Source organism: Pseudobdellovibrio sp. HCB154 (genome assembly GCF_046267985.1).
Taxonomy (GTDB): domain Bacteria; phylum Bdellovibrionota; class Bdellovibrionia; order Bdellovibrionales; family Bdellovibrionaceae; genus Pseudobdellovibrio.
Map to the genome: position 1 here is coordinate 775,309 of NZ_CP176530.1, position 24,055 is coordinate 799,363.

Annotated in this window: 22 protein-coding genes; 16 read left to right on the top strand and 6 right to left on the bottom strand. The window is 39.6% G+C overall.

What is annotated here, in order from left to right; genetic code table 11:
* The first annotated feature begins 58 nt into the window (after positions 1-58).
* From phoU to ACKWCF_RS03940, 4 genes are read left to right on the top strand one after another with little or no spacing between them, the layout of a single operon-like run.
* On the top strand, positions 59-718 hold the full coding sequence (gene phoU / locus ACKWCF_RS03925) for a phosphate signaling complex protein PhoU (protein ID WP_409479393.1): 660 nt from the start codon (positions 59-61) through the stop codon (positions 716-718).
* On the top strand, positions 705-1,418 hold the full coding sequence (locus tag ACKWCF_RS03930) for a response regulator (RefSeq protein ID WP_409479394.1): 714 nt from the start codon (positions 705-707) through the stop codon (positions 1,416-1,418). The genes phoU and ACKWCF_RS03930 overlap by 14 nt, the downstream gene beginning before the upstream one ends.
* A gap of 5 nt (positions 1,419-1,423) precedes the next feature.
* Complete coding sequence (locus ACKWCF_RS03935; protein WP_409479395.1) at positions 1,424-2,680, top strand: sensor histidine kinase; 1,257 nt, start codon at positions 1,424-1,426, stop codon at positions 2,678-2,680.
* 3 nt (positions 2,681-2,683) lie between these two features.
* A complete protein-coding gene (locus ACKWCF_RS03940) occupies positions 2,684-3,565 on the top strand; it encodes an RsmB/NOP family class I SAM-dependent RNA methyltransferase (RefSeq protein WP_409479396.1) in 882 nt (293 codons plus the stop codon).
* 57 nt (positions 3,566-3,622) lie between these two features.
* Here the strand turns inward: ACKWCF_RS03940 and ACKWCF_RS03945 are convergent, their stop codons facing one another.
* Positions 3,623-6,469, bottom strand: a complete 2,847-nt coding sequence (locus ACKWCF_RS03945; protein WP_409479397.1) for a hypothetical protein — start codon at positions 6,467-6,469, stop codon at positions 3,623-3,625.
* Positions 6,470-6,590: 121 nt separating this feature from the next.
* Complete coding sequence (locus ACKWCF_RS03950; RefSeq protein ID WP_409479398.1) at positions 6,591-6,875, bottom strand: hypothetical protein; 285 nt, start codon at positions 6,873-6,875, stop codon at positions 6,591-6,593.
* Between the two features lie 38 nt (positions 6,876-6,913).
* On the opposite strand from ACKWCF_RS03950, the gene ACKWCF_RS03955 reads away from it, so the two are divergent.
* The 10 genes from ACKWCF_RS03955 (at position 6,914) to ACKWCF_RS04000 (ending at position 18,114) form a co-directional block, all read left to right on the top strand.
* Complete coding sequence (locus ACKWCF_RS03955; RefSeq protein ID WP_409479399.1) at positions 6,914-8,260, top strand: NFACT RNA binding domain-containing protein; 1,347 nt, start codon at positions 6,914-6,916, stop codon at positions 8,258-8,260.
* A 46-nt stretch (positions 8,261-8,306) separates the two neighbouring features.
* Positions 8,307-9,236: an ABC transporter ATP-binding protein gene (locus tag ACKWCF_RS03960; RefSeq protein WP_409479400.1), complete on the top strand. Its 930-nt coding sequence runs from the start codon at positions 8,307-8,309 to the stop codon at positions 9,234-9,236.
* Positions 9,233-10,012 carry an ABC transporter permease gene (locus ACKWCF_RS03965; RefSeq protein ID WP_409479401.1) on the top strand — a complete coding sequence of 260 codons (780 nt, stop codon included), beginning with the start codon at positions 9,233-9,235 and terminating at the stop codon, positions 10,010-10,012. Before ACKWCF_RS03960 ends, ACKWCF_RS03965 begins: the two co-directional genes overlap by 4 nt.
* Before the next feature lies 1 nt (position 10,013).
* Positions 10,014-11,588: a GldG family protein gene (locus ACKWCF_RS03970; RefSeq protein WP_409479402.1), complete on the top strand. Its 1,575-nt coding sequence runs from the start codon at positions 10,014-10,016 to the stop codon at positions 11,586-11,588.
* A gap of 13 nt (positions 11,589-11,601) precedes the next feature.
* Complete coding sequence (locus tag ACKWCF_RS03975; RefSeq protein ID WP_409479403.1) at positions 11,602-13,002, top strand: DUF4340 domain-containing protein; 1,401 nt, start codon at positions 11,602-11,604, stop codon at positions 13,000-13,002.
* Positions 12,999-14,015, top strand: a complete 1,017-nt coding sequence (locus ACKWCF_RS03980) for a galactokinase (protein WP_409479404.1) — start codon at positions 12,999-13,001, stop codon at positions 14,013-14,015. The genes ACKWCF_RS03975 and ACKWCF_RS03980 overlap by 4 nt, the downstream gene beginning before the upstream one ends.
* Entirely contained in the window at positions 13,970-14,860 is an 891-nt protein-coding gene (locus ACKWCF_RS03985; protein ID WP_409479405.1) for a DUF429 domain-containing protein, read from the top strand. The genes ACKWCF_RS03980 and ACKWCF_RS03985 overlap by 46 nt, the downstream gene beginning before the upstream one ends.
* Positions 14,857-16,254 carry a TldD/PmbA family protein gene (locus tag ACKWCF_RS03990; RefSeq protein WP_409479406.1) on the top strand — a complete coding sequence of 466 codons (1,398 nt, stop codon included), beginning with the start codon at positions 14,857-14,859 and terminating at the stop codon, positions 16,252-16,254. Before ACKWCF_RS03985 ends, ACKWCF_RS03990 begins: the two co-directional genes overlap by 4 nt.
* A 1-nt stretch (position 16,255) precedes the next feature.
* The gene (locus ACKWCF_RS03995; protein ID WP_409479407.1) at positions 16,256-17,596 is read left to right on the top strand and encodes a TldD/PmbA family protein; all 1,341 of its coding nucleotides are present in this window, start codon (positions 16,256-16,258) and stop codon (positions 17,594-17,596) included.
* Positions 17,597-17,760: 164 nt separating this feature from the next.
* Positions 17,761-18,114 (top strand): hypothetical protein, encoded by a 354-nt coding sequence (locus ACKWCF_RS04000; protein WP_409479408.1) that lies wholly within the window; start codon positions 17,761-17,763, stop codon positions 18,112-18,114.
* A gap of 8 nt (positions 18,115-18,122) precedes the next feature.
* On the opposite strand, the gene ACKWCF_RS04005 is transcribed toward ACKWCF_RS04000, so the two are convergent.
* Positions 18,123-19,184: a serine hydrolase gene (locus tag ACKWCF_RS04005; RefSeq protein ID WP_409479409.1), complete on the bottom strand. Its 1,062-nt coding sequence runs from the start codon at positions 19,182-19,184 to the stop codon at positions 18,123-18,125.
* 188 nt (positions 19,185-19,372) lie between these two features.
* Between ACKWCF_RS04005 and ACKWCF_RS04010 the strand changes: the two genes are divergently transcribed.
* Positions 19,373-20,644, top strand: coding sequence for a hypothetical protein (locus ACKWCF_RS04010; protein ID WP_409479410.1), 1,272 nt, complete (start codon positions 19,373-19,375; stop codon positions 20,642-20,644).
* Positions 20,645-20,653: 9 nt separating this feature from the next.
* On the opposite strand, the gene ACKWCF_RS04015 is transcribed toward ACKWCF_RS04010, so the two are convergent.
* Genes ACKWCF_RS04015 through ACKWCF_RS04025 form a run of 3 tightly spaced genes read right to left on the bottom strand, consistent with a single transcriptional unit; the run spans position 20,654 to position 22,669 of the window.
* Positions 20,654-21,262, bottom strand: coding sequence for a hypothetical protein (locus ACKWCF_RS04015; RefSeq protein ID WP_409479411.1), 609 nt, complete (start codon positions 21,260-21,262; stop codon positions 20,654-20,656).
* Positions 21,246-21,908, bottom strand: coding sequence for a hypothetical protein (locus ACKWCF_RS04020; protein WP_409479412.1), 663 nt, complete (start codon positions 21,906-21,908; stop codon positions 21,246-21,248). The genes ACKWCF_RS04015 and ACKWCF_RS04020 overlap by 17 nt, the downstream gene beginning before the upstream one ends.
* 14 nt (positions 21,909-21,922) lie before the next feature.
* Entirely contained in the window at positions 21,923-22,669 is a 747-nt protein-coding gene (locus ACKWCF_RS04025; protein ID WP_409479413.1) for a TIGR02147 family protein, read from the bottom strand.
* Between the two features lie 193 nt (positions 22,670-22,862).
* On the opposite strand from ACKWCF_RS04025, the gene ACKWCF_RS04030 reads away from it, so the two are divergent.
* A complete protein-coding gene (locus ACKWCF_RS04030) occupies positions 22,863-24,038 on the top strand; it encodes a hypothetical protein (RefSeq protein ID WP_409479414.1) in 1,176 nt (391 codons plus the stop codon).
* The last annotated feature ends 17 nt before the right edge of the window (positions 24,039-24,055 follow it).

Genomic DNA, 24,055 nt, shown 5'->3' on the forward strand with positions numbered 1-24,055 from the left:
CCTAAATGGGGCGCTCACAGATTGCAAGTTGTGTAAGACTTGTGGTCTAATACTCTCTATGGAAAGAACAATAGATAGCCAACTTGAAGATTTAAAGAAAACCATCCTGGAAATGGGAGGCTTTGTAGAAAAAGCTTTAGCCACGGCCATAGACGGTTTTATGAAAAAAGATCTTTCGTTGTTAGCTTCTGTTCATGAAATTGAAAAGCACGTGAATGAACTTCAAATCAAGATTGATAATCTGTGCTTAAATATCTTAGCGAAACAAGGCCCGGTGGCTAAAGATTTACGTTTGATTTTATCAGTGATCAAAATCAACACCGATCTTGAGCGTATGGGCGATCAATGTGTGAATATTGCCTACCTTGGAAAAGATATTATCAAGCGTCCGCCGCAAAATATTCCGGTTACCGAAATCGAAAGAATGGCGACGGTAACACGCGCCATGGTTAAAGGTTCGTTGGACAGCTTCGTGCGTATGGACGCTGTTTCTGCCGAAAAAATCCTTAAAATGGACGATGAAGTAGATACTCTAAAGAATGACGTAACTGCGTCGAACATCAAAATGATTAAAGCTGATGCAAGCCTAACAGAAACTTGTCTCGACATTATCCAGGTGGCGCGTAATCTAGAGCGGTTAGGCGATCACTCAACGAACATTGCTGAAGATGTGATCTTTGCCTTTACAGGAAAAGATATCCGTCATGGGACCAATTAAAGAAAAAGCACAGATTTTAATTATTGAAGACGAACCGGCTATTGCAGAACTTATTGCTTTAACTCTTCGTGAATTCGATGCTCAGATTGAAAAAACATTCTCGGCTGAACAGGCCATTTTTCTTCTGCAAAATAAATCTTACGATCTTATTTTAGCTGACTGGATGTTACCAGGTCTTCAGGGCATTGATTTAGTTACAGCTGTGAAGAATAAAAATCGCGATCAGTTAATTCTGATGATCACAGCTAAGGCTGATCCTGACTCAATCGTACGTGGTCTTGAAGCGGGAGCTGATGACTACGTTTCAAAACCTTTTGATCCACGCGTGTTAGCGGCCAGAGTTAAAAACTTACTTCGCCGTAAGCAGGCTGAACCACAGGCACAGCAGGTTCTAGGTTCGACTGAAGTGGTTGAGTTAGATGGTCTAAAATACGATTATGGTCGTGTAGAAGTTACACTTAAACAAAATCCAATCCACCTTACGCCATCAGAGTTTAAGCTTTTAGGATTCTTATTAAAATCTCAGGGACGCGTTTTAACGCGCGATCAGCTAATAGATTTGATCCAAGGCGAGGATGTAAGCGTAACTGGCAGAACCATCGATACGCACGTATTTGCCCTTCGTAAAAAACTTTTAGAATGGGCTGAACACATTGAAACAATCAGAGGAGTCGGGTATAGAGTCAATTATTCAATATGACTCTAATGTACCTGGTTTTTTTCATTCTTGGGCTTATCTTAGCGTGGGTTGTTTCCTACGCGGTTTTTAGCCGTAAAATCAGAACACAAACTAAAAAAATGGTGCAGCTTATGCGCGCCGATGAGCTTAAGCTGGATCGCCCAGACGATGCGTACGAAGATGACGATGGTCATTTCTTTGCCGACCTTGAACGTGCGTCTTACACCTTACGCCGCAAATATTTACGTTTAAAAAAGAATGCCTTTGATGAGCGTGCGGTTTTTGAAACGATCTTCTCTGGTCTAACTGAAGCCGTTGTCACTGTGGATCGCCACTTAAGAATTATTTCTTTTAACACAGCTTTCATGCAGCAGTTCAAATGGGCTCCATCTGTAGGAACAAACAGCTATTACTTGCAAGATGTGATTCGTGAACCTGAAATTTTAGAATCATTTAAAAAAGTATTTAGCGGCGAACAGGCCGAACGTAAAAACATTGGTGAGTTTCAACTTTTTGCAAGTCTTCTTCCGTCGGTTGAAGATCACAAAACGTGGGCTTTAGGGGTTTTCTACGATATGTCTGAAATCCAAAAGACTGAAAAAATCCGTGTGGATTTCGTAGCGAATGCTTCTCACGAGTTACGTACACCGCTGACAGTCATTCGTGGTTATGCAGATTTATTAAATGCTAATTTGCAAAAAGAAAATTCACCGCACACTGAGCTTTCGCGTCCTATCGTTGAAAGCGCGCACAACATGACTTTGTTATTAAACGATTTATTAAATCTTTCTCGTTTAGATAATTTAAATAAAATTGAAAAAGTGAAGTTAAACACTAAAGAAGTGACGGCAGATATTTTAGGTGAACTTGAGCCGATTATTTCAATGAATAATAAAAAGGTGATTTGTTATTTTAACGAAGAACATGTGTTTGCTGATTATTCAAGTTTAACTCAAGTTCTAAGAAATCTGATCGTGAATGCTATTCGTTATTCAGGTACAGAAAAAGATTCTGAAGTGATTGATGTCAGATGGAATAGCCTAGGCACGACGACTCAGCTCGTAGTGAAAGACCGTGGCCCTGGTATTGGTAAAGAGCACCAATCACGCATTTTTGAACGTTTCTACCGTGTTGATAAAGGCCGTAACCGCAATCAAGGTGGTTCAGGTTTAGGTTTAGCACTTGTTAAACATCATACTAAAATGCACGGGGGCCAGATATCAGTGCGCTCTGATGTGGGCGAAGGCTGTGAATTTACCTGTGATTTTCCCAACGGATTATAAGCTATGAGACAACCTAACGAAAAGTTTGAGACTTATTTTTCTTCTGTTTATGGCGAGCGCTGGCCAAAACTTTTTCAAGCTTTAGAAAATTCTGAAACGCAAGTGTTACGTAAAAATATTTTTGCAGATTATGAGGCGAAAGATTTTTCGGCATCGCAGTTTCCCAATAGCTATCAAGTAAATCCAGATATCAACGTGCACAACTTACGTGATAGCCATGACATTCAAGTGTTCTACAAAATGGACCCAGCCAGCGTTCTTGTCGCTACAGCGCTTGATGTGCAGCCCGAAGATTTAGTTTTAGATGTTTGCGCAGCTCCGGGTGGTAAAAGTTTAATCTTGGCTGAAAAACTAAATGGCACAGGCCAGTTAGTTTCAAACGAATATTCAAATGCCCGCCGTGAACGTTTAACGCGTGTTATTCGCGAATACCTACCGTATGAAATGCGCCAGAATGTGTTCGTGCAGGGTAAAGACGGCAACTACTACGGCATGCATAAAGCTGATGTCTTTGACCGCGTCTTAGCGGATGTACCGTGCTCTGGTGAAAGACATTTATTAGAAAACCCACAAGAGTTCTCTGAATGGACAAAACGTCGCAGCGAAAACTTAGCTGTGCGCCAGTATTCGTTATTATCGTCAGCGTATCTAGCTTGTCGGGTAGGTGGACAAATCGTTTATTCGACGTGTTCGATTTCGCCGCTAGAAAATGATGACGTCGTTAAGAAATTAAATAAAAAACGCTCTGTTGAATTTTTAGGATTTCCGGATGCGGCTAAGTATCCATTTTTAGAAAAGACCGAGTTTGGTTATCAGATTCTACCGGACCGTTCAGAAGGTTACGGCCCGATGTATTTCTCGATTATTCGTAAGCTTCAAGAATAAAAAAAAGCCCCGGTACTTCTACCGAGGCTTTCATATTTCACTTTAAATTTTTAAGACCTAGAAGTGTTTTAAGTATTCGATCAACGCTTCTTGTTCAGCCTGTGTGAAGCCCACTTTGTTACGAGAGTATTTCGTACCGAAGTAGTGACCGCGGTTTACTGTCATATCAGGACATTTGCTGGCTTGAACTAAATCTTTAGCCGCTAATTCCATGAAGCGATCACGAGCTACTTCGCCTTTTAAACCTTTGAATTTAATTTCAAAAGTTGCACGCGTTAAAGAAGTGATCGCATCGATTAATTCGTATTGCGCTTGTAATACTGTTTTTGGCGCAAACAACACGTCTAATTTAACACCAGCGTAAGTTAAGTCGATGTTTGAAAGTAAGTTGATCGGAACACCTGCAGGAAGAGGCCCGATTTTTAAAACCTTACCCACGTTTTGCTCGCTAGCGATCGCATTATCAATCGGAGCATCGTATTGGGCGACTTTACGTTTATCGTTATCTTTTTTAAAGATTTCGTTAGCCGCAATAACTGGTTTTTCTAAAGCTTCTTTCGTGTAAGTTACTACGAATTCGCCATCTTGTTCTTCAAATGATCCGCCGTTAGCTAAGATCGTTTTAAATACCGCAGTTTTAAGTAAGAACGGTACGAACTTGATAGGAATTTTGATGTAACTGTCATTGGTAATTACATCAACTAAGCCCGGAATTTTATCGCCATAGATAGAAGTGTAAGTCACTTTCGCTTCACCTGGGCGAAGAGATTCGCCACGTAAATCTGGATTTAATAAACGTTTCATAGAATCTTCGAAAGAAGCCATACGGCCTTCAACAGTTCCACGATAATCAAATTTACCTAATGAGTTGTTTTGAAAGAATGGGGCTGTTGACCATAAGCTCACTAGTGACGGTGGACGTAAATAACCACGGCCGCCAGCTGGAACTTCCATCTCTTCAGCTTCTAAAAGAGCACCCATATTGTTGCCTGATCTCATTGTCGTTGCGTAATTCACGCGGAATGTGCCAACAGAAGGTAAGGCTTTGTATGAGCTAGAAGCGAAGTTATCCCAGATATTATCTTTGATCGCGTTTGTTGCAATTGAGCTGCAAAGATTCGTGTCAATGGCTGTCATCGGAACACGGATATCAGTTGATAAGAAGTTATTATCTAAGAAATCTTTTTGGTTAACGATGGCTTCGATTTGTGTGTGGTACTCTTGAGTTTTTGTGTACTCAGTGTATTGATTCCAGCATTTCATGTAACCAGCGCCTACGCACTCTGGACGATTGAAAATACCGTAAACTTTTTCTGGAAGTTTGCTTGAGTGACAAGCGGCACAGTTATTCGCGAATAATTTTTTACCTAACTTAATTTGTTCGCTTTCGATATCTTTTAAGTACTTAGCGCCATCTGGAGCAGCTGCTAAAGCGTCTTTTTTAGAAGCGACCATTAAGAACATTGCTAGATCTGGTGTTTGGTTGACGTTGGCTTGCCAGTAACCAGAATTAGCCGCAGCTTTTTTAATTTGGAACGGTGTAATGTTTGATCCACCGATAACTGGTACGAAGTTTTCTAACCAGTGTTCAGAGAATAAACCGATGTTAACGTAAACGCGGTTTAAAGCACCTAATACACCCACTGAATCAGCGCCATCTTTTAAAACGCGCGGAGAAAGTACAGTGGCATTATTATTTTTTGTAAATGCTAATAACGGAGAATTTTTCGGCATGCCTGGCATCATCGAAAATTGGTTATTTAGCGTTTCGCCATCTTTTAAGTTTTCCCAGTTACCGAATTTGGCAGCGGCGTGCATACGTGCGCCTAATTCATAAACGGCATTCATTGTACGAGGATTGTTAATTTGATCAGAAGACACCAGAGAAGTATCTAAAGCACCAGGGCGGGCTGTGTGAGCTAATTGGTAAATAAAGTTATCTACGCTTTTTTTGTAGTTAAAGTTAAATACGCGGTCAAACCAGTAGTACTGAGCGCCCACGTTTGAACTTAAATTCGCCCATTTTGGATTGTTAAAATCAGCAGGCGGTAAAACAGGATTTGGTCCAACGTGACAGAAAGCACAGCTCATACCCACGCGGTAAGGTTTAACTAAAGTTGGGTCGTTATAATAAGAAGGGTCGTTGTAGTAGCGGTTTGCATCCCAACGGTTCGCTGCTTTTTGATCGAACTTAGGATTTGTAAATAAACGAAGACCGATAATTCCAGTAGGGTAGCCGTAGAAAGAACCAACTTCTAAAGTTTTTTGTTGGCCTTTCCAAGTTAGTGTTGTGCCGCGGGCTCCAAGTTTTGCACCAGGATATTTTTTAGCATCTGAAAATGGTTCTGGAGGGCAGGCTGCAGATGTAACACGTTTATCAAGTCTTAAACCCCAACGCTCAGGAAGTGGTTCGGAATTTTTAACGTAACAAGGTTCGTTCACTAAACCGATTTCTTCCCAGCGGTTAGAGCGTGAGTAAGGTTGGTTTGGATCATTCGAAACTAATTTTAATAAATCCAAATTACCAAAAGTATAATCACTTAAGTAATCCCAGAATTTATCGTTACCACCAGTCCAGGCAATCCAGTTGTTGCGGCCTTTAACGAAGGCTTTGACTGCATCAGCTTTGGTAATGCCAGGAATGTAGGGTTGTAACGCTTTATGAATTTGATCTTGGTTTTCCGGGCGACTAAAACCGTAATCCATATCCATGTAGTAATCTTCTGCGGCGCCATTTTTCATTTTAGCGATAAGATCTTTACTGTTTTCTGCCAGCATCGCTTCATCTTTTTTGTCGAGATATTTACCGACAAGGGGAAGCTTTTGGCCGAGTTTAAGTAACTGTGCTTCAGCAGTCATAGTGGTGAAGCTGAGCAGAACTAATAGCAGAGCGATTTTTTGCATAAAACATCCTTTTTTTTGGCAAAAAACTAATGAAGGCTAGACATATATATCTAACCTTCAAATCTTAACATAATGTAGATGTAAACCGATACCGGACTAGCCGGGGATTCTGGATATAGGTCTAGCCTATAGATTCATTTGTCGTGTCACTTTTTTGGAGCATCGAAAGGCGATAGCTTTGTAAGCTGTAGTGGCCGTAAGTTTTGATGCGGTACAGGTCTAAAACCTCTTGCTGAACCTCTTCAATAACTTCAACGTCAAGCCCTAACGGGGCGTACATTTTCAGATGCTGAAATTCTTCGACGAAAAGTTGCGTCACTCGTTCTACGAATTGGTCCGCTGTCTCAGAAAGGTTGTGAGTGGCTTTAATCTCTTCTTCAATAATTTGCAGGATCATTTTTTTCATATATAGATTTTTTCGGAATCCTGCGCTAAAACTAAACTGTGAAATCGCCTAGTTTTTCTGAGTTTCAGACAATTATCCAGTATCTGCACGACGAACTGATCGGAAGTCAGTTGCAAGAGATCATCTCGACGGAAGACGGCGTGGTACTTGGGTTTTACCGCTTCGTACATGAGCCCAAAGCCGTGTGGTTGGTGTTCGATATGGACACACAATTTCCTTTCGTCGGGCTTTTTCACCAGAATCCGTGGCTCAAAATTAAAAAAACTAAACCTGTGGCCTTATTTTTAAATTCACATTTTAAAAATACACATCTTAAAGATATTCATTTTCTTGAAAACTTTGGTCGGGTGGCCGAGTTTGATTTTAGTCTTCCCGACAAAAAGTTAGTCCTGCAACTGCGTATGATTCCGAAACAGCCCAATATTATCGTCTCGGCCGACGACAAAACGGTTTCTTGGGAGAAACCGCGTGATCTTGTTGTCGCAACTCCTGACGAGAATTTTGAATCTGAAAATCGTTCGATTCCGTTTTTATTTAAACAGTGGTTCGATCGTCGTGCGAAAACAAAACCAAAAGAAGCATCTGGTGCGGGTGTCGGTACTCCAACTCATTCACCAAATTCTGCCGCAGGCGGATCACCATTCGACAAGTGGGTGCAGCAGCGAAATAAAGATTTGCAGAAAAAAGAAAAAGCCCTTCAGCAAATCGATGAACAAAAAAATGAACTGCGTAAAGTTCCTTGGGCTGATATCGGCAATCATTTAAAAACGCATGGTTTTAAAGATCTTCCGCTTGAATGGACAACGTTTGTCGATTTTAGCCAAAAGCCTTCGTTCAATATCGAAAGATCTTTTGAAAAAGCCAAACAAGTCGTCCATAAACTTCAAGGCGCTGATGCCCGTAAAGCACAGCTTCTGCAAGAAATCGTCTTAGCTAAAGATGTTTCGGAAGAGCGTTTTCAGCGGCATTTGTCTGAATTAGCAGCAAAACAAGCCAAACAAGGTCAACGTAAATCACCTGAAGGAAACTTCAGAAAACTGACGATTGATGGCGAACATCCCGTAAATGTATTGATGGGTAAAAACGCTGTGGAAAACCTTAAACTTCTGCGCCAAGCCAAGGCTTGGGATCTTTGGGTTCACTTAAAAGATTACCCAAGCGCTTATGCGATTTTGCAAAAACAGAAGGATAAAAGCATTTCGGATCAGGTTTTAGTGCAAGCCAGCCAGTGGTTAGTGAAAGAATCAATCAAAAATAAGAAAAACATGGATGGCGTTAAGCTTTCAGTGGTCATTGTTGAGTGTCGACATGTGCGTCCGATCAAGGGTGATAAGCTGGGGCGCGTGACGTATCATCACCCTCGAGAAATGTTGATTACCGTATAAAATATTGTTTTAATTAACTTCTGTAACAGGACACATGGAGTGCGTCGTGATAGAAGTTAATAATCTCTGTAAGAACTACGGAGAACGTAAAGCCATTCAAGATATCAATTTTAAAATTTCTGCCGGTGACGTTGTCGGTCTTTTAGGTCCCAACGGTGCTGGAAAATCAACGACCATGAAAATCATCACAGGATTTATGGCGCCGACATCAGGTATGGCCAAAGTTTGTGGTTTTGATGTTTTTGAAAATCCTTTTGAAGTTAAAAAGCGTATTGGTTATTTGCCAGAAGCTCCGCCGGTTTATTTAGATATGAATGTGGGCGATTATTTAAATTTCGTCGCTGATTTAAAACTTGTTGATAGTGCAAAGAAAAAAGCGTTTGTCGAAAAAGCTTTGCAGAAAACTCAGCTGACAGATGTTAAAAACCGTTTAATTAAAAACTTATCTAAAGGTTTTCGCCAACGTGTTGGTATTGCGCAAGCTTTAGTCTCTGATCCTGAAGTCTTAGTTCTGGACGAGCCAACAGTGGGTCTTGATCCAAAACAAGTGGCTGAAGTGCGCGATCTGATTAAAGAACTTAAAGGCCAACATACAATTATTTTATCAACGCATATTTTACCTGAAGTGCAAGCCACATGTAACCGTGTGATTATTATTCACCAGGGCCGCATCGTTGCTGAAGATAGCATTGATAATATTGAAAAATTAAATCAAGGCTTAGTCACAGTGTATGTGAAAACCAAAAAAGAAATGACGATCGCCACAGATCTTCGCAACTTAACCGGTGTTGAAACTGTCGAAGTGACGGGTGCAACTAGTTTTAAAATTCAAGTCAAAGACGAAGATATTTTAGACAACGTCGCTAGCCACATTATTAAATCTGGTGCCGGGCTTCGTGAATTAACTCCGGCTAAAGAAAATCTAGAAGATGTGTTCTTGAAGTTAACATATGGAGAAAACAAGGAGCACGTATGAAACAGATTCTGACTCTTTTTAAAAAAGAATTTAAAGCTTTGTTTTTTTCGCCACTGTTTTATCTGATCGCTTTTTTAACGGCTTCGTTATTAGGTGTGACATTTTCGATTTCAATTCTAAATTTCGCAAACCAAATCTCTAATGCCATGATGAGCTTAAGCTTAGGAAGCACGCAGCAACAGAACATTCACTATGTGGTATTCTTACCGCATTTATCGTTATTAAATTTAATTTTAATGTTTATGGTGCCAGCCTTAGCAATGCGTTTAATTTCTGAAGAAAAGAAAAACCGCACTTTTGATTTGTTATTAACTTCACCCATCACTTCAGTGCAAATCGTTGTTGGTAAATATTTATCATTATTGACTGTGGTGTTAGGTTTATCAGCTTTAGCTTTTGTTTACATCATGGTGGCCCACAGAATGTTTGATTTTCAGTGGGCTCCAGCATTTATGGCGTTAACAGGCATTTTCTTAGTCGGTGCGGTGTATTCAGCTTTAAGTATGTTTGCTTCAAGCTTAACTGAAAATACAACTATCGCTTTCTTCGTCGGAATCGTGTTTAACATTTCGGTTTGGATTTTAGGTGGCTTTTCAGAGTTAGTTGAAAGCACAGCAATGAAAGCCGTATTTGACCAGATTTCTTTAAACCAACATTTACAGAGTTTGGTTGAAGGTGTGCTTCGTTTAAATGGCGTGGTGTTCTTTGCCAGCGTTATTTTCTTATTCTGCTTTTTGACAGAGCGAGTGATCGAATCAGCTCGTTGGAGATCGTAATATGAGCAAAAAGGGTCGTTTACTTTTAGGTATTGCCTGCATTTTATTTTTATCTTTTGGCGGCTTATATTTCGCGATTCAAGCGTGGATGCCATTTATGTGGTTTATTCTGGGCCCTGCGGTTTTAGCTTTCTTCGGTTGGATCTACATGGATCGCCATTTATTACTAGAGCTTGCGACAATGAAAACCACAAAGCATGGTTTAAATTTAGGGGCGTTAGTTCTAATCGCGTTAGTTTTTTTAGTAGGTTTAAATATTTTAGCCGCTAAAGAAAACAAGTCTTACGATTTTACAAATATCGGTCTTCATACCTTATCGCCGTTATCTGTGCAGATTTTAAATCAGTTAGATAGCGATATCGAAATGAAGTTCTTTTATAAAGAAGGGGCTGAAAACGTTGAAGCCAACCGTAAGGCTTTTGCGCAAGTAGCGCGTATGTATGCTGAAGCTTCTAGTAAAGTTAAAGTCGATTACGTTGAAATGAACGGCAATCCCAAGACCACAACAGAGTTTGGTGCTAATCGCCCGATCGGTGAAGTGTTTATTTCTTACAAAGGCCAAAAAAACCGTGTTGAATCACAGTTTTTAGGAAGCCAAGGGCAAAAATTCAATGAGCAAGAAATTACCAACGCGATTATTAAAGTAACACGTAAAGAAAAGAAAATTGTGTATATCGTTGAAGGGGATGAAGAGCGCAATATCGAAGACGAAAAAAATCAGCGCGGGGTGAATGCTTTTGTGCAGATGTTAGAAAAAAATTCGTACACTGTTAAAAAGATTAATTTAATTAAAGCCACATCAATTCCTGCTGAAGCCAACGCTTTGGTGATCTTAGGGCCGCAAAGCACGTTACAAAAATTTGAAATCGACGCTATTATAAAATATTTAAGTGCCGGCGGATCGCTTCTCTTAACTTTTGACGATAAAAATACCGCGGGTCTTTCTGGTTTGTTAAATACTTTTGGTCTTAAGCTTGAACCACATTATGTGTTTAACGTGATTAATTCTCCGATGGGCCAAGTGGTGAACTCTCAAGAACCAACAGTGGCCGTTGATTATTCACCGACAAGTCCAATCACTAAAGTATTTACAACAAACCAAAAAGCTATTTTTGTGGCGCCGAACTCTTTAGTGAGTGTTCCGGTAAGCCCTGATATTAAAAATGAAATGTTAGTGCGCACACCAGAAGCTTCAGTGGCCCTTCTAAATATGGATAGCGAAAATTATGAAGGTAAACCGCGTTCATTTAATTTAATGGCTGAAGTTTCGGGTAAATTAGAAAAAGCTGAAAAGCCGTTTAAAGCGGTCGTTGCGGCAGATACTGATTTCTTGTCAAACGGTGTGATCTTTCAAAATGTAAATCGTGATATTGCTTTAAATGCGATGTCGTACTTGTTAGGTGATAGTGATTTAATTTCAATCGCTCCGAAAGAGGTTTCAATCACACAAATGTCGATGTCGCCTCCAGAATTCACTCAGTTTTATAAATTCGTGGTTATGGGAATTTTCTTTCCGTTACCGTTCTTATTTTTAGGTATTGCCATTGTATTATGGCTTAAACGTCGTCACGCATAGGGATTAGCAGCACATGAAGTTTTACAAAACCATTATTTTAGCCTTATTAGCGGTCGCTTTTTCAGGTGGAGTTTATTATTACACCATCGTTGAGGCAGCAAAAAAGAAAGACGCCGAATCACATATCGTTTATTTGCAAAAAGATCAGATTAACTATCTTGAATTACAAAATAAAAATACGAAATACGTTTTTCAAAAAACGGATAAAGGCTGGAATATCGAAGAGCCCATCACTGATGTGGCTGATAGTCAACGCTTAGAAGAAGTGTTAAACCAGTTAACTAACGAGAAACAGTTAGCGGTCGCTAAAGAAGGGCCAGGTATTAACTGGGGTGAATTTGGTTTAGATACACCTGAAGCTTTCATGATTATTAAAAATAACTTAGGCCAATCGCAAAAAGTTTTTTTAAGTGCGACAAAAAACTTTGAAGGTAATCATTACGCGCGTATTGATAATCACGAAAAAATTTTAGTGGTGAATCCTTCTTGGTTTAATTTCACAACAGAAAAATTAACTTACTTTCGTGAAAAAAGTCTTTACCGTGGCCAAGTTTCAGCGATCAGAAAAGTAACTATTAAATCACTAAGTGACAATTTCAGTTTAGTGAGTGGTGAGAAGGGCTGGTATTCACCGGTATTTGAACACTACGCTTTAGATCAAAGTAAAATTCGCTCTATGATTAAAGCTATTGCTGAAAACACAATTCAAGAATATATCAGCGAAGGTGACCCCTCAGATCTGGAACGTAAAGAAAAAGGTTTAGCTAAAGACTACGTCGAAGTGATATTTGAAACAGATAACAACCGTTGGGCTGTGGCTGTTAACTTAAGTGAAAAAGATAAAGCCTTATACGCCTTAACTGAAAAACCTACTTACTTAGTCAAACTTGATCTATCGCAGTGGGAACTGTTCGGAAACTTAAATCTAGATGCGCTTCGTGACCGCAAAACGATGATGACTTTTGATATTAAGCTAGTAAACCGCGTGTTTGTGAAAAGCGGTAACAAAAGTTTACAGTTGATCAAAGAAGACTCAAAATGGCGCCCTGAAAGCGAAGCTTTGGCTGAAAAAATCAAAGTGGCTAATAGTTTAGTTGATGACCTTGTAAACCAAGTTCATGATTTAGAAATCACTTACTTCTTGCCGGAAAACGAAGGTAAAGAATTCGGTGGTAAAGACATGGTTATTCTTAAAACTTCTGAAGACCAATTGTTGTTCCAGTTAAATTGGGGCCCATTACAACATAAAAAACAAGACGGCTTAGAAAAAGATTATTACTTAGCCCGCACACAGGCGAGCGACAGTATTTTCGGTTTAAATAAATCTTATATCGACCAACTTCCTTTAGAGAAAATTTTAAAAGATCAGGTAGCGGCTGTAGAATCAGCACCGGAAAAAGCGAGTAAAAAATGATTACGATTAAATCTCCAACACGTGTAGATCTTGCCGGTGGTACTTTAGATCTTTGGCCTTTATACAATTTTGTAAATTCAGCGCGCACGGTGAATTTAGCCATCGATATTTGGACAAAAGTAAATCTAGAAGGTCATACAGATCAGTCGATTGAAGTTCATTCGTTAGATCTAAAGCAAAAATGGAATTTCGAAAATTATTCGCAATTTATTCGCACACTTGATCCTAAATTACACCTTTACCAAAGTGTAATTTCTAAATTTCATCAAAAAGCCCCAGGCATTGTCGAAAAAGGTTTTTCGATCACCACGCAGTCTGAAAGCCCGATTGGTGGCGGTCTTGGCGGAAGCAGCAGTTTAATTATTTCGATGATGAAAGCTTTTTCACAACTTACGGGAGTTAAGTTTTCTTCGCCGCACGAAATGGTTCATTGGGCTCATAACCTAGAAGCTGAAATTTTAAATACCCCAACTGGTACGCAAGATTATTACCCGGCAATTACCGGCGGTTTAAATTATTTAAACTATGACACTTTCGGTATTACACAAAATGTGACTGATCCAAAAGGGTCGCCGCTTTATGATAACTTTTTATTGGTTTACACGGGCCGCAGTCATCATAGTGGTTTAAACAATTTTGAAGTTTTAAAATCAGCTATTGTGCAAGACACAAAAGTGATGGCAGCTTTAAATAAAATTAAAATTATCGCAGATCATATGTGGGAAGCTATTCAATCAAAATCATGGGAGAAGCTTCCTGGTTTATTTCGCGAAGAATATGACGCACGTATTCAGCTGACTCCTGCATTTACCAGTCCTGAAATCGAAAGGCTGCACCAAATCGGCTTATCAAACGGAGCGCAGGCTGTTAAAATATGTGGAGCCGGCGGTGGTGGATGTGTCCTGGTCTGGGTGAGTCCTGAGCATCGTCAGAAAGTGATCAGCGCATGCGAAAACGAAAAGTTCCAGTGTCTCAACGCAAGGCCAGTAAGCCCGCTGCAAGATCAACTGTAACTGATCCTACATCGACAAAAGTTATTCGTTTTATCGGTGTCTCTTTAGCCGGAGGCAAATCTGATAAAGCGTGCGTTGCTGTTTTAGAATATTATCCAGAAAACAAAAAAATATTTTTATCGCGCTTGTTTGAAAAAATTAAATCTGACGAAACGATTTCGGGCGATTTAAAAATTCACGAATTAGTTTTACAAAACGCCGACACTTTAAAATATGTGGCTTTTGATACACCTTGGAAGCTACCAAACTGCATAACCTGCCAGTTAAAATGCCCGGGTTATGAAAACTGCCATCAGCCCCATATCGAATGGATGTGGCGCCACCAAGAAGATCGTTTAAAGAAAAAACGCCCGAAAAAATTATTTACGCCGTACACGCAGCGTGCGGTTGAAATGTATTTTGCCACTGAGCTTGAAGAAGTCTTTCACATTCATCACGCCATGGGGGCCAACACGGCACCATTATTAGCACGCGCGGCTTTTATTCAGCGCAGACTTCCGGTTGAGTGTATCGAAGCTTTTCCTAAATTAACGTTATGGCGTATGGGTAAAGCGTTAAATATGATGAAGTCGCAAATCAGCGATCACCGTGCGGCTTTTGGCGGCGATGAATCGCGGGCCCAGTTTATTCAGGCTTTAAATGAGAACAATATAGCTTTCATCTACCACCAGGATGCTAAAAACATGGTTGAAAACAATCATGCGTTTGAAGCGTTTATGTGTGGCTTGACAGCTTTCTTAAAGTACAGAAATTTAACAGAGAAAAGACCAAAAGGCTTTCCAGCCGATGAAGACTGGATTGAGTTTCCGCAAGAAGGTCTAAAGATTAAGGATTTTGTCGCATGATTATTCAAACACACATTTTACAAAAAGCGTTAGATGCAGCCCTTTCAACAGGAGCTGACTTTGCCGATATCTTTGTTGAAGACACTTACTCTTCAAATTTATCCGTTTTAAATTCTCGCCCTGATAAAGCCATCGTCGGCCAACTTTATGGGGCTGGTATCCGTGTCGTGTTCGGAACAGAAGTTGTGTATGTCACAACAAGTGATCTTTCAGAAAAAGGTTTAGTTAAAGCGGCCTTGATTGCAGCGCAAAGCCAAACAGGCGGTGCTTCAAAAATCATTAAACCCATTCATTTAAATAATCCTAATCAATTTGATTCAATTCATACCTTCGGTGATAAACCGTGGGAAATTAACCGTGACAAAAAAATGGCTTGGCTAAATTCTGCCGATCAACATGCTAGAAGCTTAAGTACACATGTCACACAAGTGGAGGCAGCGTTAAATGAAAAATTCCAAAAAGTACAAATCGTTAATTCTCGTGGTGTTTCAGTTTATGATGAGCGCGCTTATTCGCGTTTTAATGTTGAAACTTTTGTTGAAACTAACGGGACTAAAGAAAGTTCTGCAGAAAACCATGGTCATATGGGGACTTCTGAAATTTTTGACCGCTATGATATCAAAGCGATGACTAAAGACACTGTTGATCGTGCGTTAATTTTAACGAAATCAGGATTTGCTCCAGCAGGTGAAATGCCAGTGGTGTTAGCGAATGCTTTTGGTGGCGTTATTCTTCACGAAGCGTGCGGTCATGGTTTAGAAACAACATCGGTGCAAACGGGTGATTCAGTTTTTGCGGATAAGATGGGTCAAAAAATCGGTAACGATTGTTTAACAGCGATTGATGATGGAACGATTGCTAACGAATGGGGTTCTTTAAGTTTTGACGATGAAGGAATGCCAACAAAGAAAACAACACTTATTGAAAACGGTGTTGTGAAATCTTTCTTAGTCGATCAAGTGGGCGCAATGAAAACGGGTTTTGAAGCCACTGGCAGCGGCCGCAAACAATCTTACAAATTTGCTCCGGCCTCTCGCATGCGTAATACGTTTATCGCTCCAGGCAAAGATAAATTCGAAGATATGATTAAAGATGTTGATTACGGTTTATTTGCAAAACGTATGGGTGGTGGTTCAGTGAACACAAGCACTGGTGATTACAACTTTCAAGTGCGTGAAGCTTATATCATCAGAAATGGCCGCATCGAAGAGCCAGTTAAAGGCGCATGCCTTATCGGTCGTGGTATTGACACTTTAGGTAAAATTACAAAAGTAGCGAGTGATTTAAAAATGGCCACAGGGATGTGCGGTTCAGTGAGCGGCAGTATTCCAGCCGGTGTGGGACAACCAGAAGTTCTAGTGTCATCATTAATGGTTGGCGGGAAAGCAAAATAGTATGGATCAAATTAAAGAAAATTTTTTAAAAATTTCTAAATTAGCGACTGAGAAAAAAGCTCAGGTCGAATTACTTTACACAGAGTCTGAAACTTTAAAGCTTGGTTACAAACAAAAAAAATTAGATAAGTTTGAATCGATTCAAAGTCAGATCGCAGGTCTGCGTGTATTAGTTGGCCCTTCACAAGGTTACGCGTACACAGAAAACTTATCTGAAGCTTCGTTGTTAAACGCATTTAATGAAGCGTTTAATAATGCTCAAGCCAATGCGCAGTCAGCAGCGGGCAATAAAGCTTTATCATTAATAAAACCAGAGGCGATGCAAATTACAGAGCCAAAATTTACAACTGTTTCTATTGATGAAAAAAAGAAAGTGGCCGCCGAGTTAGAATCAAACTGCTTAAACCAAGATAAAATTCAATCTGTCCCTTGGGCTGGATTTAGCGAAAGCCAAGGTGCTGTGCGCGTATTAAATTCAGCGGGTGTTGATTGTCAGTACAAATACCAAGGTTATTCAGCTTACGCATATCCATTAGCTAAAGACGGTGAGTCTTCAAAAATGGGTGGTGAAGCGGTATCGACTAGAAACTTTAAAGATATTAAGGTTTCAGAAATTACTTCTGCCGCAGTAAAGAAGGCGAAAGAAAAATTAAACCCGCAAACTTTAAAAACGGGTAATTACGCAACAATTATTACAAGTGATGAATTTACAACGATGATCAATATGTTTGAAGGTTATTTTTCGGCAAAACAAGTGTTTGAGGGAAAATCACTTTTAAAAGGTAAGATCGGTGAAAAAATCGCAAGCCCGATGTTTACTTTAGTCGATAATCCATTAGATGAAAATTTACCGGGATATCGTCCGTTTGATTCAGAGGGGGCTCCTTCGAAAAAAACAACGTTAATTGAAAACGGTGAATTTAAAACTTTTATCACAAACTTAGAATACGCTGAGAAAATGAATCTTCCGCACACCTCACATGCGGCACGTTCTCCAGCGGGAACTATGTCGATTGGCTGCAGTAATTTATTAGTGCCAGCAGGAAAAGAATCATTTGATCAGTTAGTGGCAAAATATCCAAAAACTGTTGTGGTTACTGAATTCACTGGCGGTTTACACGCTGGTTATAACGAAACAACGGGCGAATTCTCAATGCCTGCCGAAGGTTTACTTTATGAAAATGGTAAACTCGTTGGAGCCGTTGATCAGTTCGTTGTTTCTGGAAATATCTTAGACGCTTTAAAAAAGATCGTAGGCTTAAGTGATAAATTAAATAACGGCGCGAGCGGCAGAGTTTGTCCTGATGTTCTGATTGAGTCGCTAAGTTTTGCCGGTGCTTAAAGAGTAAATGTGTTTTAAAATTTGTTTTCCGATGAAAACAGAAGGAACACTCTTTGGCACCTGAAAATGCTTTAGTCAGTTTTATTCCGTTCTCTAGAACTAAATGTACTTTTGTGTGGCACGAATGTCGCAAAAATTTTTTTGTTCTAACAAGGAGAATGGTTATGAAAAGGCTCATTTTATTTATAGTAGCTACAGTGTCAGTTTCTTTAGCTCAGGCTTCCGCAGATTTAGATTTGCGTAATGCTGATCGTGTTTCATGCACAACTGTGGGGCGCGGTACGTTTAACTTGGTCGATTTGCAATCTGAAAAACCTCGTTATGTGCGCTCTGCAAGTAACTTAATAAATGTTTTACAGGTAGAAAAGAACACTATGATATATGTTCACCCGAATGGATCTATTGAAACATTAGAGTTTGGTGAAGCTCAATATTCAGATGGTCAGCTTTCTGGTTATCGCGTGAAACTAAGTGAAGATTCTGGTGAAAGCCAAACAATGCGCTGTTCTGTTTTCTAAATTATTTTCTACAAACAGGACGCCCAAGCTTCAACTTGCGTGCGCACCGATCTTTCGATAGCTATGCCATTCGTATAAGTGCCAAGGCTTCCTTGACGTGCAACAACGGCGAAATAATTACGGCTGCGATCCCAATACGGATAAGCGCCGTAAGCGCCGGGGCTTGAAATGCGTGTACCTGCAGTACAATTGAAAACTGCGCTTTGACATTCATGCCATAAACCAAAACCGTAATGCCAATCTTCACTTAAGCCAGTCATGGCCGGTGAATAAGCTATAGTTGCTGTCGACGTGTGATCAGCCAGAAGTAAATTCATTGAAGACGTATTTAATAACTGACCGGCCTTTAGAGCTTTTAAAAAATCCAGATACTCATTACCGGTCCAGTGCATGCCACCGGCTAAGCGGGGATTACTGCTTGAAGGTAAATCATAGGCTCCTGTTGGAAAAAGCCCGGTCTGTATTTTAAATTCAGTAAAAATATCCTGCCAAGAACCAACGTTTCGGGCCTTGATGGCCATCATACCTGCCACTTGCAGATGGGCTCCACCATAATAAAACTTTGCCCCCGGAGTGACTCCGTTACCTGCATTGCTTGTTCCGATAGTCGTTACACAATTGGCGAAATTTGATCCAGCCGCATTCAAACAAAGAGGTTCACTCTCAAGACCTGAAGTAAAACTGAGAAGTTGTGCCAAGGTCATGGTAAAAAGCGAATCAGTGTTAGTGATTGGCCAAGTGTTAATGTGGTCTTGCGGGCGATCAGTTAAGCTTAAATGACCTTGTTCGACTAAGCGAAGAATAATAACGGCGGTAACAAGTTTTGATGTTGATGCTGATTCGTAAGAAGTGAGCAAACTTGAAGATCCGCGCTGATATTTAAAGCGGCGGCCATCGGATCTTTCGGCAGCAAAAGAAAAATCAACTTCAGAAGAAGCAGCTGCTAAGGCCACGAATAATTCTGATTCTTTTGCATCAACCGAGCAAGATGTGGCCTCTGATTTTTTGTTAGTACAGGAAAAATTCGTTAAAAGAAAAATGCAGGAAACAAGTACGCCCAGTTTTTTCATAATTTTATGCTAACAAGCTTGAGTTTTTATAACCATCGTTTTCTCGAGTGAATGTTGTTCTTCTGTTAGCTGCAGTAAATACGCCTAACAGTTTCTGTCTTATGTGCATCTTCTATACAGTGAAAGGTCTTCTATTTCAGGGTATCGCTATAGAGACGTTGGCATGCTTGCAGTGTTTTAGGTGTAATATGAAACCCCAGGGTATGTTTCACTTTATTCTAACGGTTATGCTAGTTCTTGGCTCTGTTGCAGCCAAGGCCATTCAGTCTTCGGTAAATAACCCTCAAGGTGATCTTTGGTATTTATTAGAATCTGGACAAGCCGATGAGGCCCGCGATCTTGAAAATCGACTACAACAGGTCTTACATTCTTCGGCCGTAGAAAGATTAGGTTTATTAGGTGGAGGCGATTCCAAACCTTGGCTGGTCTATTTTGAAAATAACATCGTGGCAGTTATTAAATCGGAAGATCCAGGTGTTAAACATTCCGCTCAGAACGAGCTTGCAGCCTATGCCTTAGACCGCGCTTTAGGATTAAACATGGTTCCTTTAACAGTCTCACGCGAAATTCAAGGGCAGAACTACACTTTACAATTATATTATCCGCATCAAAATTCTTCGCAAAATTCAGAATACAATTCACCACGCTTAGCTGATATGGTGCTATTTGATTTTATCATCGCGAATATTGACCGCCAGCACGAAGCTTTACGTAATGCTTTGATCGGAACTGATGGACGATTGATAGCGATTGATCATTCACGCGCTTTTTATGAGGCTTCTCAGTATCAGCATCCTCTAGAAACTGAATATTTGCCGTTAGCTTCGCAAAAATTTAAAGACCAGTTAAATGGTTTGAATTTACAACAGCTTGAAAAAACATTGCAAGAATACCTACCAAAGCAAACTGTTGTTGAAGTGGTGAAGCGCATTCAGTATTTGCAAAAAACTTTACAGAACTTTTCGGGGCAGGATTATTCAAGTGAAGTTACCTCTAAAAAACGAGTCAAAAAGTATGCTTTGCCTAAAGCTTTAGTTGAAAAGCCAGTTTATGATGTACGCGATTTACCACATATTTTAGCCGGAGTGGGTAACCCTGTCGATTTTCTCGCGCAAATGAGTGCTGACCGTTTTAACGAAAATAGCCAGGAGTTTCAGAAAGTCATGCAAGAGTGGTCTACCTATCCAGAACAAGAAAAAAGATTATTTTTAAATCTTGTTCTGCAGATGGATGAAAAGATGAACAATCAAAAATACATTCCCGCAGTAGTATCACGTTTGATCAGTGCAAATTTGCAGGATCTTCCATTACTGCAAGCGTCCTTAAGTTCAGAGCAACAGCATGAAGGTTACAAACAATTTATTATGAACTTATCTCAAACCCGTTTTTTGGATGCTGACCTTTTGAAAGGTATCCGTAGTTATTTAAGTCGCTCAAGATGCGAAGCTTTGTTTCGCTAGAGCGCAAGCTTAAGGATAAATCGGTATCTTTAAATCTTGAATAAGTTCCCAGAACTGTTTTTTACTAAAATTCTTAGAAAACAGCAGAGCGTTGACCTTTCTGGCTTTGATCGAATTACGTTCGCCCAGTTTATAGAAGTGATCGTAAATAATTTCATGCATAATTAGCGCTGCTTTATTTAACGAATCCATTTCTTGCCAATTATCGTTATCAAAAAGAAAAAGTTTTTCATTTTTAGCAGTGGCATTCTTACGAATAGCCGCTTGTTTTAAACGACAGCCTTTCGGTAACACCAGGTGTTCTGAATCTTTAATATCAGTCAATTTGGCAGTCGCCTTAAATTCACTGTCATTTAAAAAACCAGAAAATTTAATGCGGTACTGGTCAGCGAGTTTTCCTTGGGCTTCAGCCAGTAAATCCAGACGTTCAGAAACAATTTTTTGGTAATCTGTTTCTGCCGGAGTAATAATCTCTGCAGAACTTTCGTAAAGATCAAGAACTTGCGGTGATTTGTCTTTGCAGGTAACAACGTCTCCGCCGTTACCCACGCGATTCTGTGCGTAGCTTTTTACTGCAAATAAAAGAACGAACAATAGGGCTTTATAATTTAACTTCATAATAAGCTTTCTCGCCAGATACAGTTTCAAATTGAAAAACTAAATTACTCATAACAAGTCCTGAAGGTTTATTCACTAAAATCCATTTGCGTAAAAACATTTTTCCCGGAACAGCAAAAGATTCATAGATATGTGATTCAGGAACTTTTTTAACACCGATGGAATTACTGCGATAGCTTGAAATCGTGTCGGCAGCAGCCCACGTGACCCCAGCAAGATAAGTCATTGCTCCAATGTTTGCGACAGTCTTGTTGTCTTTAACCACACCACCGATCATTAAACCGGTTCCGACGGCGGTCGTTGCGGCAATACCGATATCTTTATTATAGTTGTCCATATTCTTTTTTAAAGCCATAGCTTCGGCCCAGGATTTTAAATCGTTTCCGACAACCACGCTGACTTTTGAAACTGCGGGATCGGTAACTAACGTTGATTTATCAATGCGTAACCAGTCATCGCTGTTATTTTCGATGGTGATTTCAAACATTTGAAAAGCGCTTCCCGCATCTTGATCGTCAACAGGCAAAGCACTGATATTTAAGCCTAAATCTTTTTGGCCGCCGATAAAAGAGCCTGTATTTCCGGGGTGAGTTGTTGCGCAACCTAAAGCGAACAATGTCATCATAAGTAGTATAAGTTTTTTCATAGCTGTTTTCCTTTTTATTTGTGAATTTGAGTTACGGGAATGAGTTGTACATTAAGCTGAAAAACTTCTTCCTGCTGTTTGTCGGATTTTTCAGTTAACGTTAAAGCATCATCTAAAAATGTATCAATTAATATTTTAAACTTTGGCAGTGTCTTAAGACTCATCGGAAAATTTAACGATTGAATCTGACGTTTTTCTAATGAAACCTGTTCGATTTTTTCACTGGCCAGTTGCAGACATTGTTGGTGGTATTTACGAATCGCTGTTGAAGGAATGTCTGATGTCACTTCAAAAGGTTCACCGATTTGTTTAAATTCAGGTTTTAATTGTAAACATCCTAAACGCACAAGACGGCTCATCGCTTCATTGGCTTGCTGTACGGTAATACCCAGTTGTTGCGCAATCCAACGTGAATCGCTTTTTGCTTCTTTCACGCGGGTTAAACTTAAAATCGCCATGTGATACCAATCAGCAATTAAGCGAAACTGATCTTCAGCTAGCTTTTTTTTCTGCTGGTCTTGGCTGGGTTGTTTTCCTTTAGTGGCGTACATATATTTTTTTTGTTCAAAAGGGGAGAGGCTTAGTTTATCGCTAATCTTTGCGAAACTTTTCGTTGTGATAGTGCGTTTGCCACTCATGATCTGAGAGACCTGGGCCGGACTTAAACCTAACCAGCGGGAAAAAGCGCGCAGAGAGAACTGGGAATTTTTCTTTCTACGGCTTTCAAATTCTGTTTTTAAGAGTACGGTTAATTCGTTCATGTCCTTACGATGAAACAATCTTTTTAAGATGTAAAGAGTATTTCCGAAACAGTGTTTCAGAAACAGAAACACTATTAACTAGGCTAGTCGCCTGCGGCCGTTTCAATTTGAGACTGCCCCCCCTTTCGCTTTCGGAAGTTAAATTGCATATTATTTTATTTATATGCCATTTGCGTTTAAGTGCACTCACGCTATGAATTTTTTAACAAAGGTGATCAAAAATCGTCACCACGTCCTATTTCTATTTATGTTACTCTTCGGTTTTATTTGTCATGCGCAGATGTGTGTGGACTTGTTTGCCCAGCCTTTAACTAAGTACACATGGGCGGATGGAATTCGAAGTAATTTGTACAAGAGATTAAACGGAGAAAAGCAGATTACTAAGATCGACAAAATTTTGAGTGAATCTTATAAGTTAGATATTCCTCACACGAGAATTTTAGAAAATATTTTCGGTTTTAAACTAAATCCTGAATTTGGCTATTATGTACCAACAGTCAATGAGATAGTTTTCAGATACAAGACTCATATGGATTCTTTAGTTAAGCAGGGGATTTTAAGCTCCGCTGATTTACTGCTTCCAGAGTTTGTTATTAGTTTTAATTCGGAAAGTTTTGGGTATTTACCTGTTGGCGAAAGTCTTCCTAAAGGAGCCGAATTTTCAAAGATTGTCAGTGAGAAATTTTATTACCAAATGATTAGCGATGGAAAGTTTCCCATGACGATCAAACTATTTGAACATGATCTGGCTCACTTCACGAGTTTTGTAGAAGATCCGCAGTATATGAAGATGTTCAAGCAATATATTTCTCAAAAAAACCTACAGCCCAATCACAGTTTTAAGTCTCAAAAGCTGAGAGAGTTTTTTGTATTTGAGGGCTTATTTTTATTCAGAAGTGAGCTGCGGTCAGAGATACAAAAATTTATTTTGCTCCCCAAGAGACAAAATTTAAGTCAATTAACTTTAACAGAAGTAAGCGATTACTTAAAATCCATGCCTAAGGATGAAGTTAACAAGATGTTGACCCACTTATTAAATAATTTCGAGAATTATTTTAAGATTTTAGGTGGAGCCGCGAGAGATAATTATAATAAATATCAGGAACCAAATCATTTATTTATGGATACAATTCCTGACTTTATCAGAACTGCAATTAGATCGCAAAAACTAGAAGATGCTGCCAAAGTTCAAATACTTATTCTAAGAGCCATGAATATAAGACTTGAAGATTGGTTCGAGGCTATCCAAACCAGCCACTTGCAGGAAGATACTCCAGTCTATAAGTTCTTTGCCGATAAAGAAATTTGGGAACAACATCCATTGCGTATGACTTTTTTAAGAGAAGATTACGAGTTAAACGAAAAATAGAACTGGTTTAAGTACTG

Coding starts and splice junctions, on each gene's coding strand:
- phoU (WP_409479393.1), top strand. CDS start 59: ATGGAAAGAACAATAGATAGCCAACTTGAAGATTTAAAGAAAACCATC.
- ACKWCF_RS03930 (WP_409479394.1), top strand. CDS start 705: ATGGGACCAATTAAAGAAAAAGCACAGATTTTAATTATTGAAGACGAA.
- ACKWCF_RS03935 (WP_409479395.1), top strand. CDS start 1,424: ATGTACCTGGTTTTTTTCATTCTTGGGCTTATCTTAGCGTGGGTTGTT.
- ACKWCF_RS03940 (WP_409479396.1), top strand. CDS start 2,684: ATGAGACAACCTAACGAAAAGTTTGAGACTTATTTTTCTTCTGTTTAT.
- ACKWCF_RS03945 (WP_409479397.1), bottom strand. CDS start 6,469: ATGCAAAAAATCGCTCTGCTATTAGTTCTGCTCAGCTTCACCACTATG.
- ACKWCF_RS03950 (WP_409479398.1), bottom strand. CDS start 6,875: ATGAAAAAAATGATCCTGCAAATTATTGAAGAAGAGATTAAAGCCACT.
- ACKWCF_RS03965 (WP_409479401.1), top strand. CDS start 9,233: ATGAAACAGATTCTGACTCTTTTTAAAAAAGAATTTAAAGCTTTGTTT.
- ACKWCF_RS03970 (WP_409479402.1), top strand. CDS start 10,014: ATGAGCAAAAAGGGTCGTTTACTTTTAGGTATTGCCTGCATTTTATTT.
- ACKWCF_RS03975 (WP_409479403.1), top strand. CDS start 11,602: ATGAAGTTTTACAAAACCATTATTTTAGCCTTATTAGCGGTCGCTTTT.
- ACKWCF_RS03980 (WP_409479404.1), top strand. CDS start 12,999: ATGATTACGATTAAATCTCCAACACGTGTAGATCTTGCCGGTGGTACT.
- ACKWCF_RS03990 (WP_409479406.1), top strand. CDS start 14,857: ATGATTATTCAAACACACATTTTACAAAAAGCGTTAGATGCAGCCCTT.
- ACKWCF_RS03995 (WP_409479407.1), top strand. CDS start 16,256: ATGGATCAAATTAAAGAAAATTTTTTAAAAATTTCTAAATTAGCGACT.
- ACKWCF_RS04000 (WP_409479408.1), top strand. CDS start 17,761: ATGAAAAGGCTCATTTTATTTATAGTAGCTACAGTGTCAGTTTCTTTA.
- ACKWCF_RS04005 (WP_409479409.1), bottom strand. CDS start 19,184: ATGAAAAAACTGGGCGTACTTGTTTCCTGCATTTTTCTTTTAACGAAT.
- ACKWCF_RS04010 (WP_409479410.1), top strand. CDS start 19,373: ATGAAACCCCAGGGTATGTTTCACTTTATTCTAACGGTTATGCTAGTT.
- ACKWCF_RS04015 (WP_409479411.1), bottom strand. CDS start 21,262: ATGAAGTTAAATTATAAAGCCCTATTGTTCGTTCTTTTATTTGCAGTA.
- ACKWCF_RS04020 (WP_409479412.1), bottom strand. CDS start 21,908: ATGAAAAAACTTATACTACTTATGATGACATTGTTCGCTTTAGGTTGC.
- ACKWCF_RS04025 (WP_409479413.1), bottom strand. CDS start 22,669: ATGAACGAATTAACCGTACTCTTAAAAACAGAATTTGAAAGCCGTAGA.
- ACKWCF_RS04030 (WP_409479414.1), top strand. CDS start 22,863: ATGAATTTTTTAACAAAGGTGATCAAAAATCGTCACCACGTCCTATTT.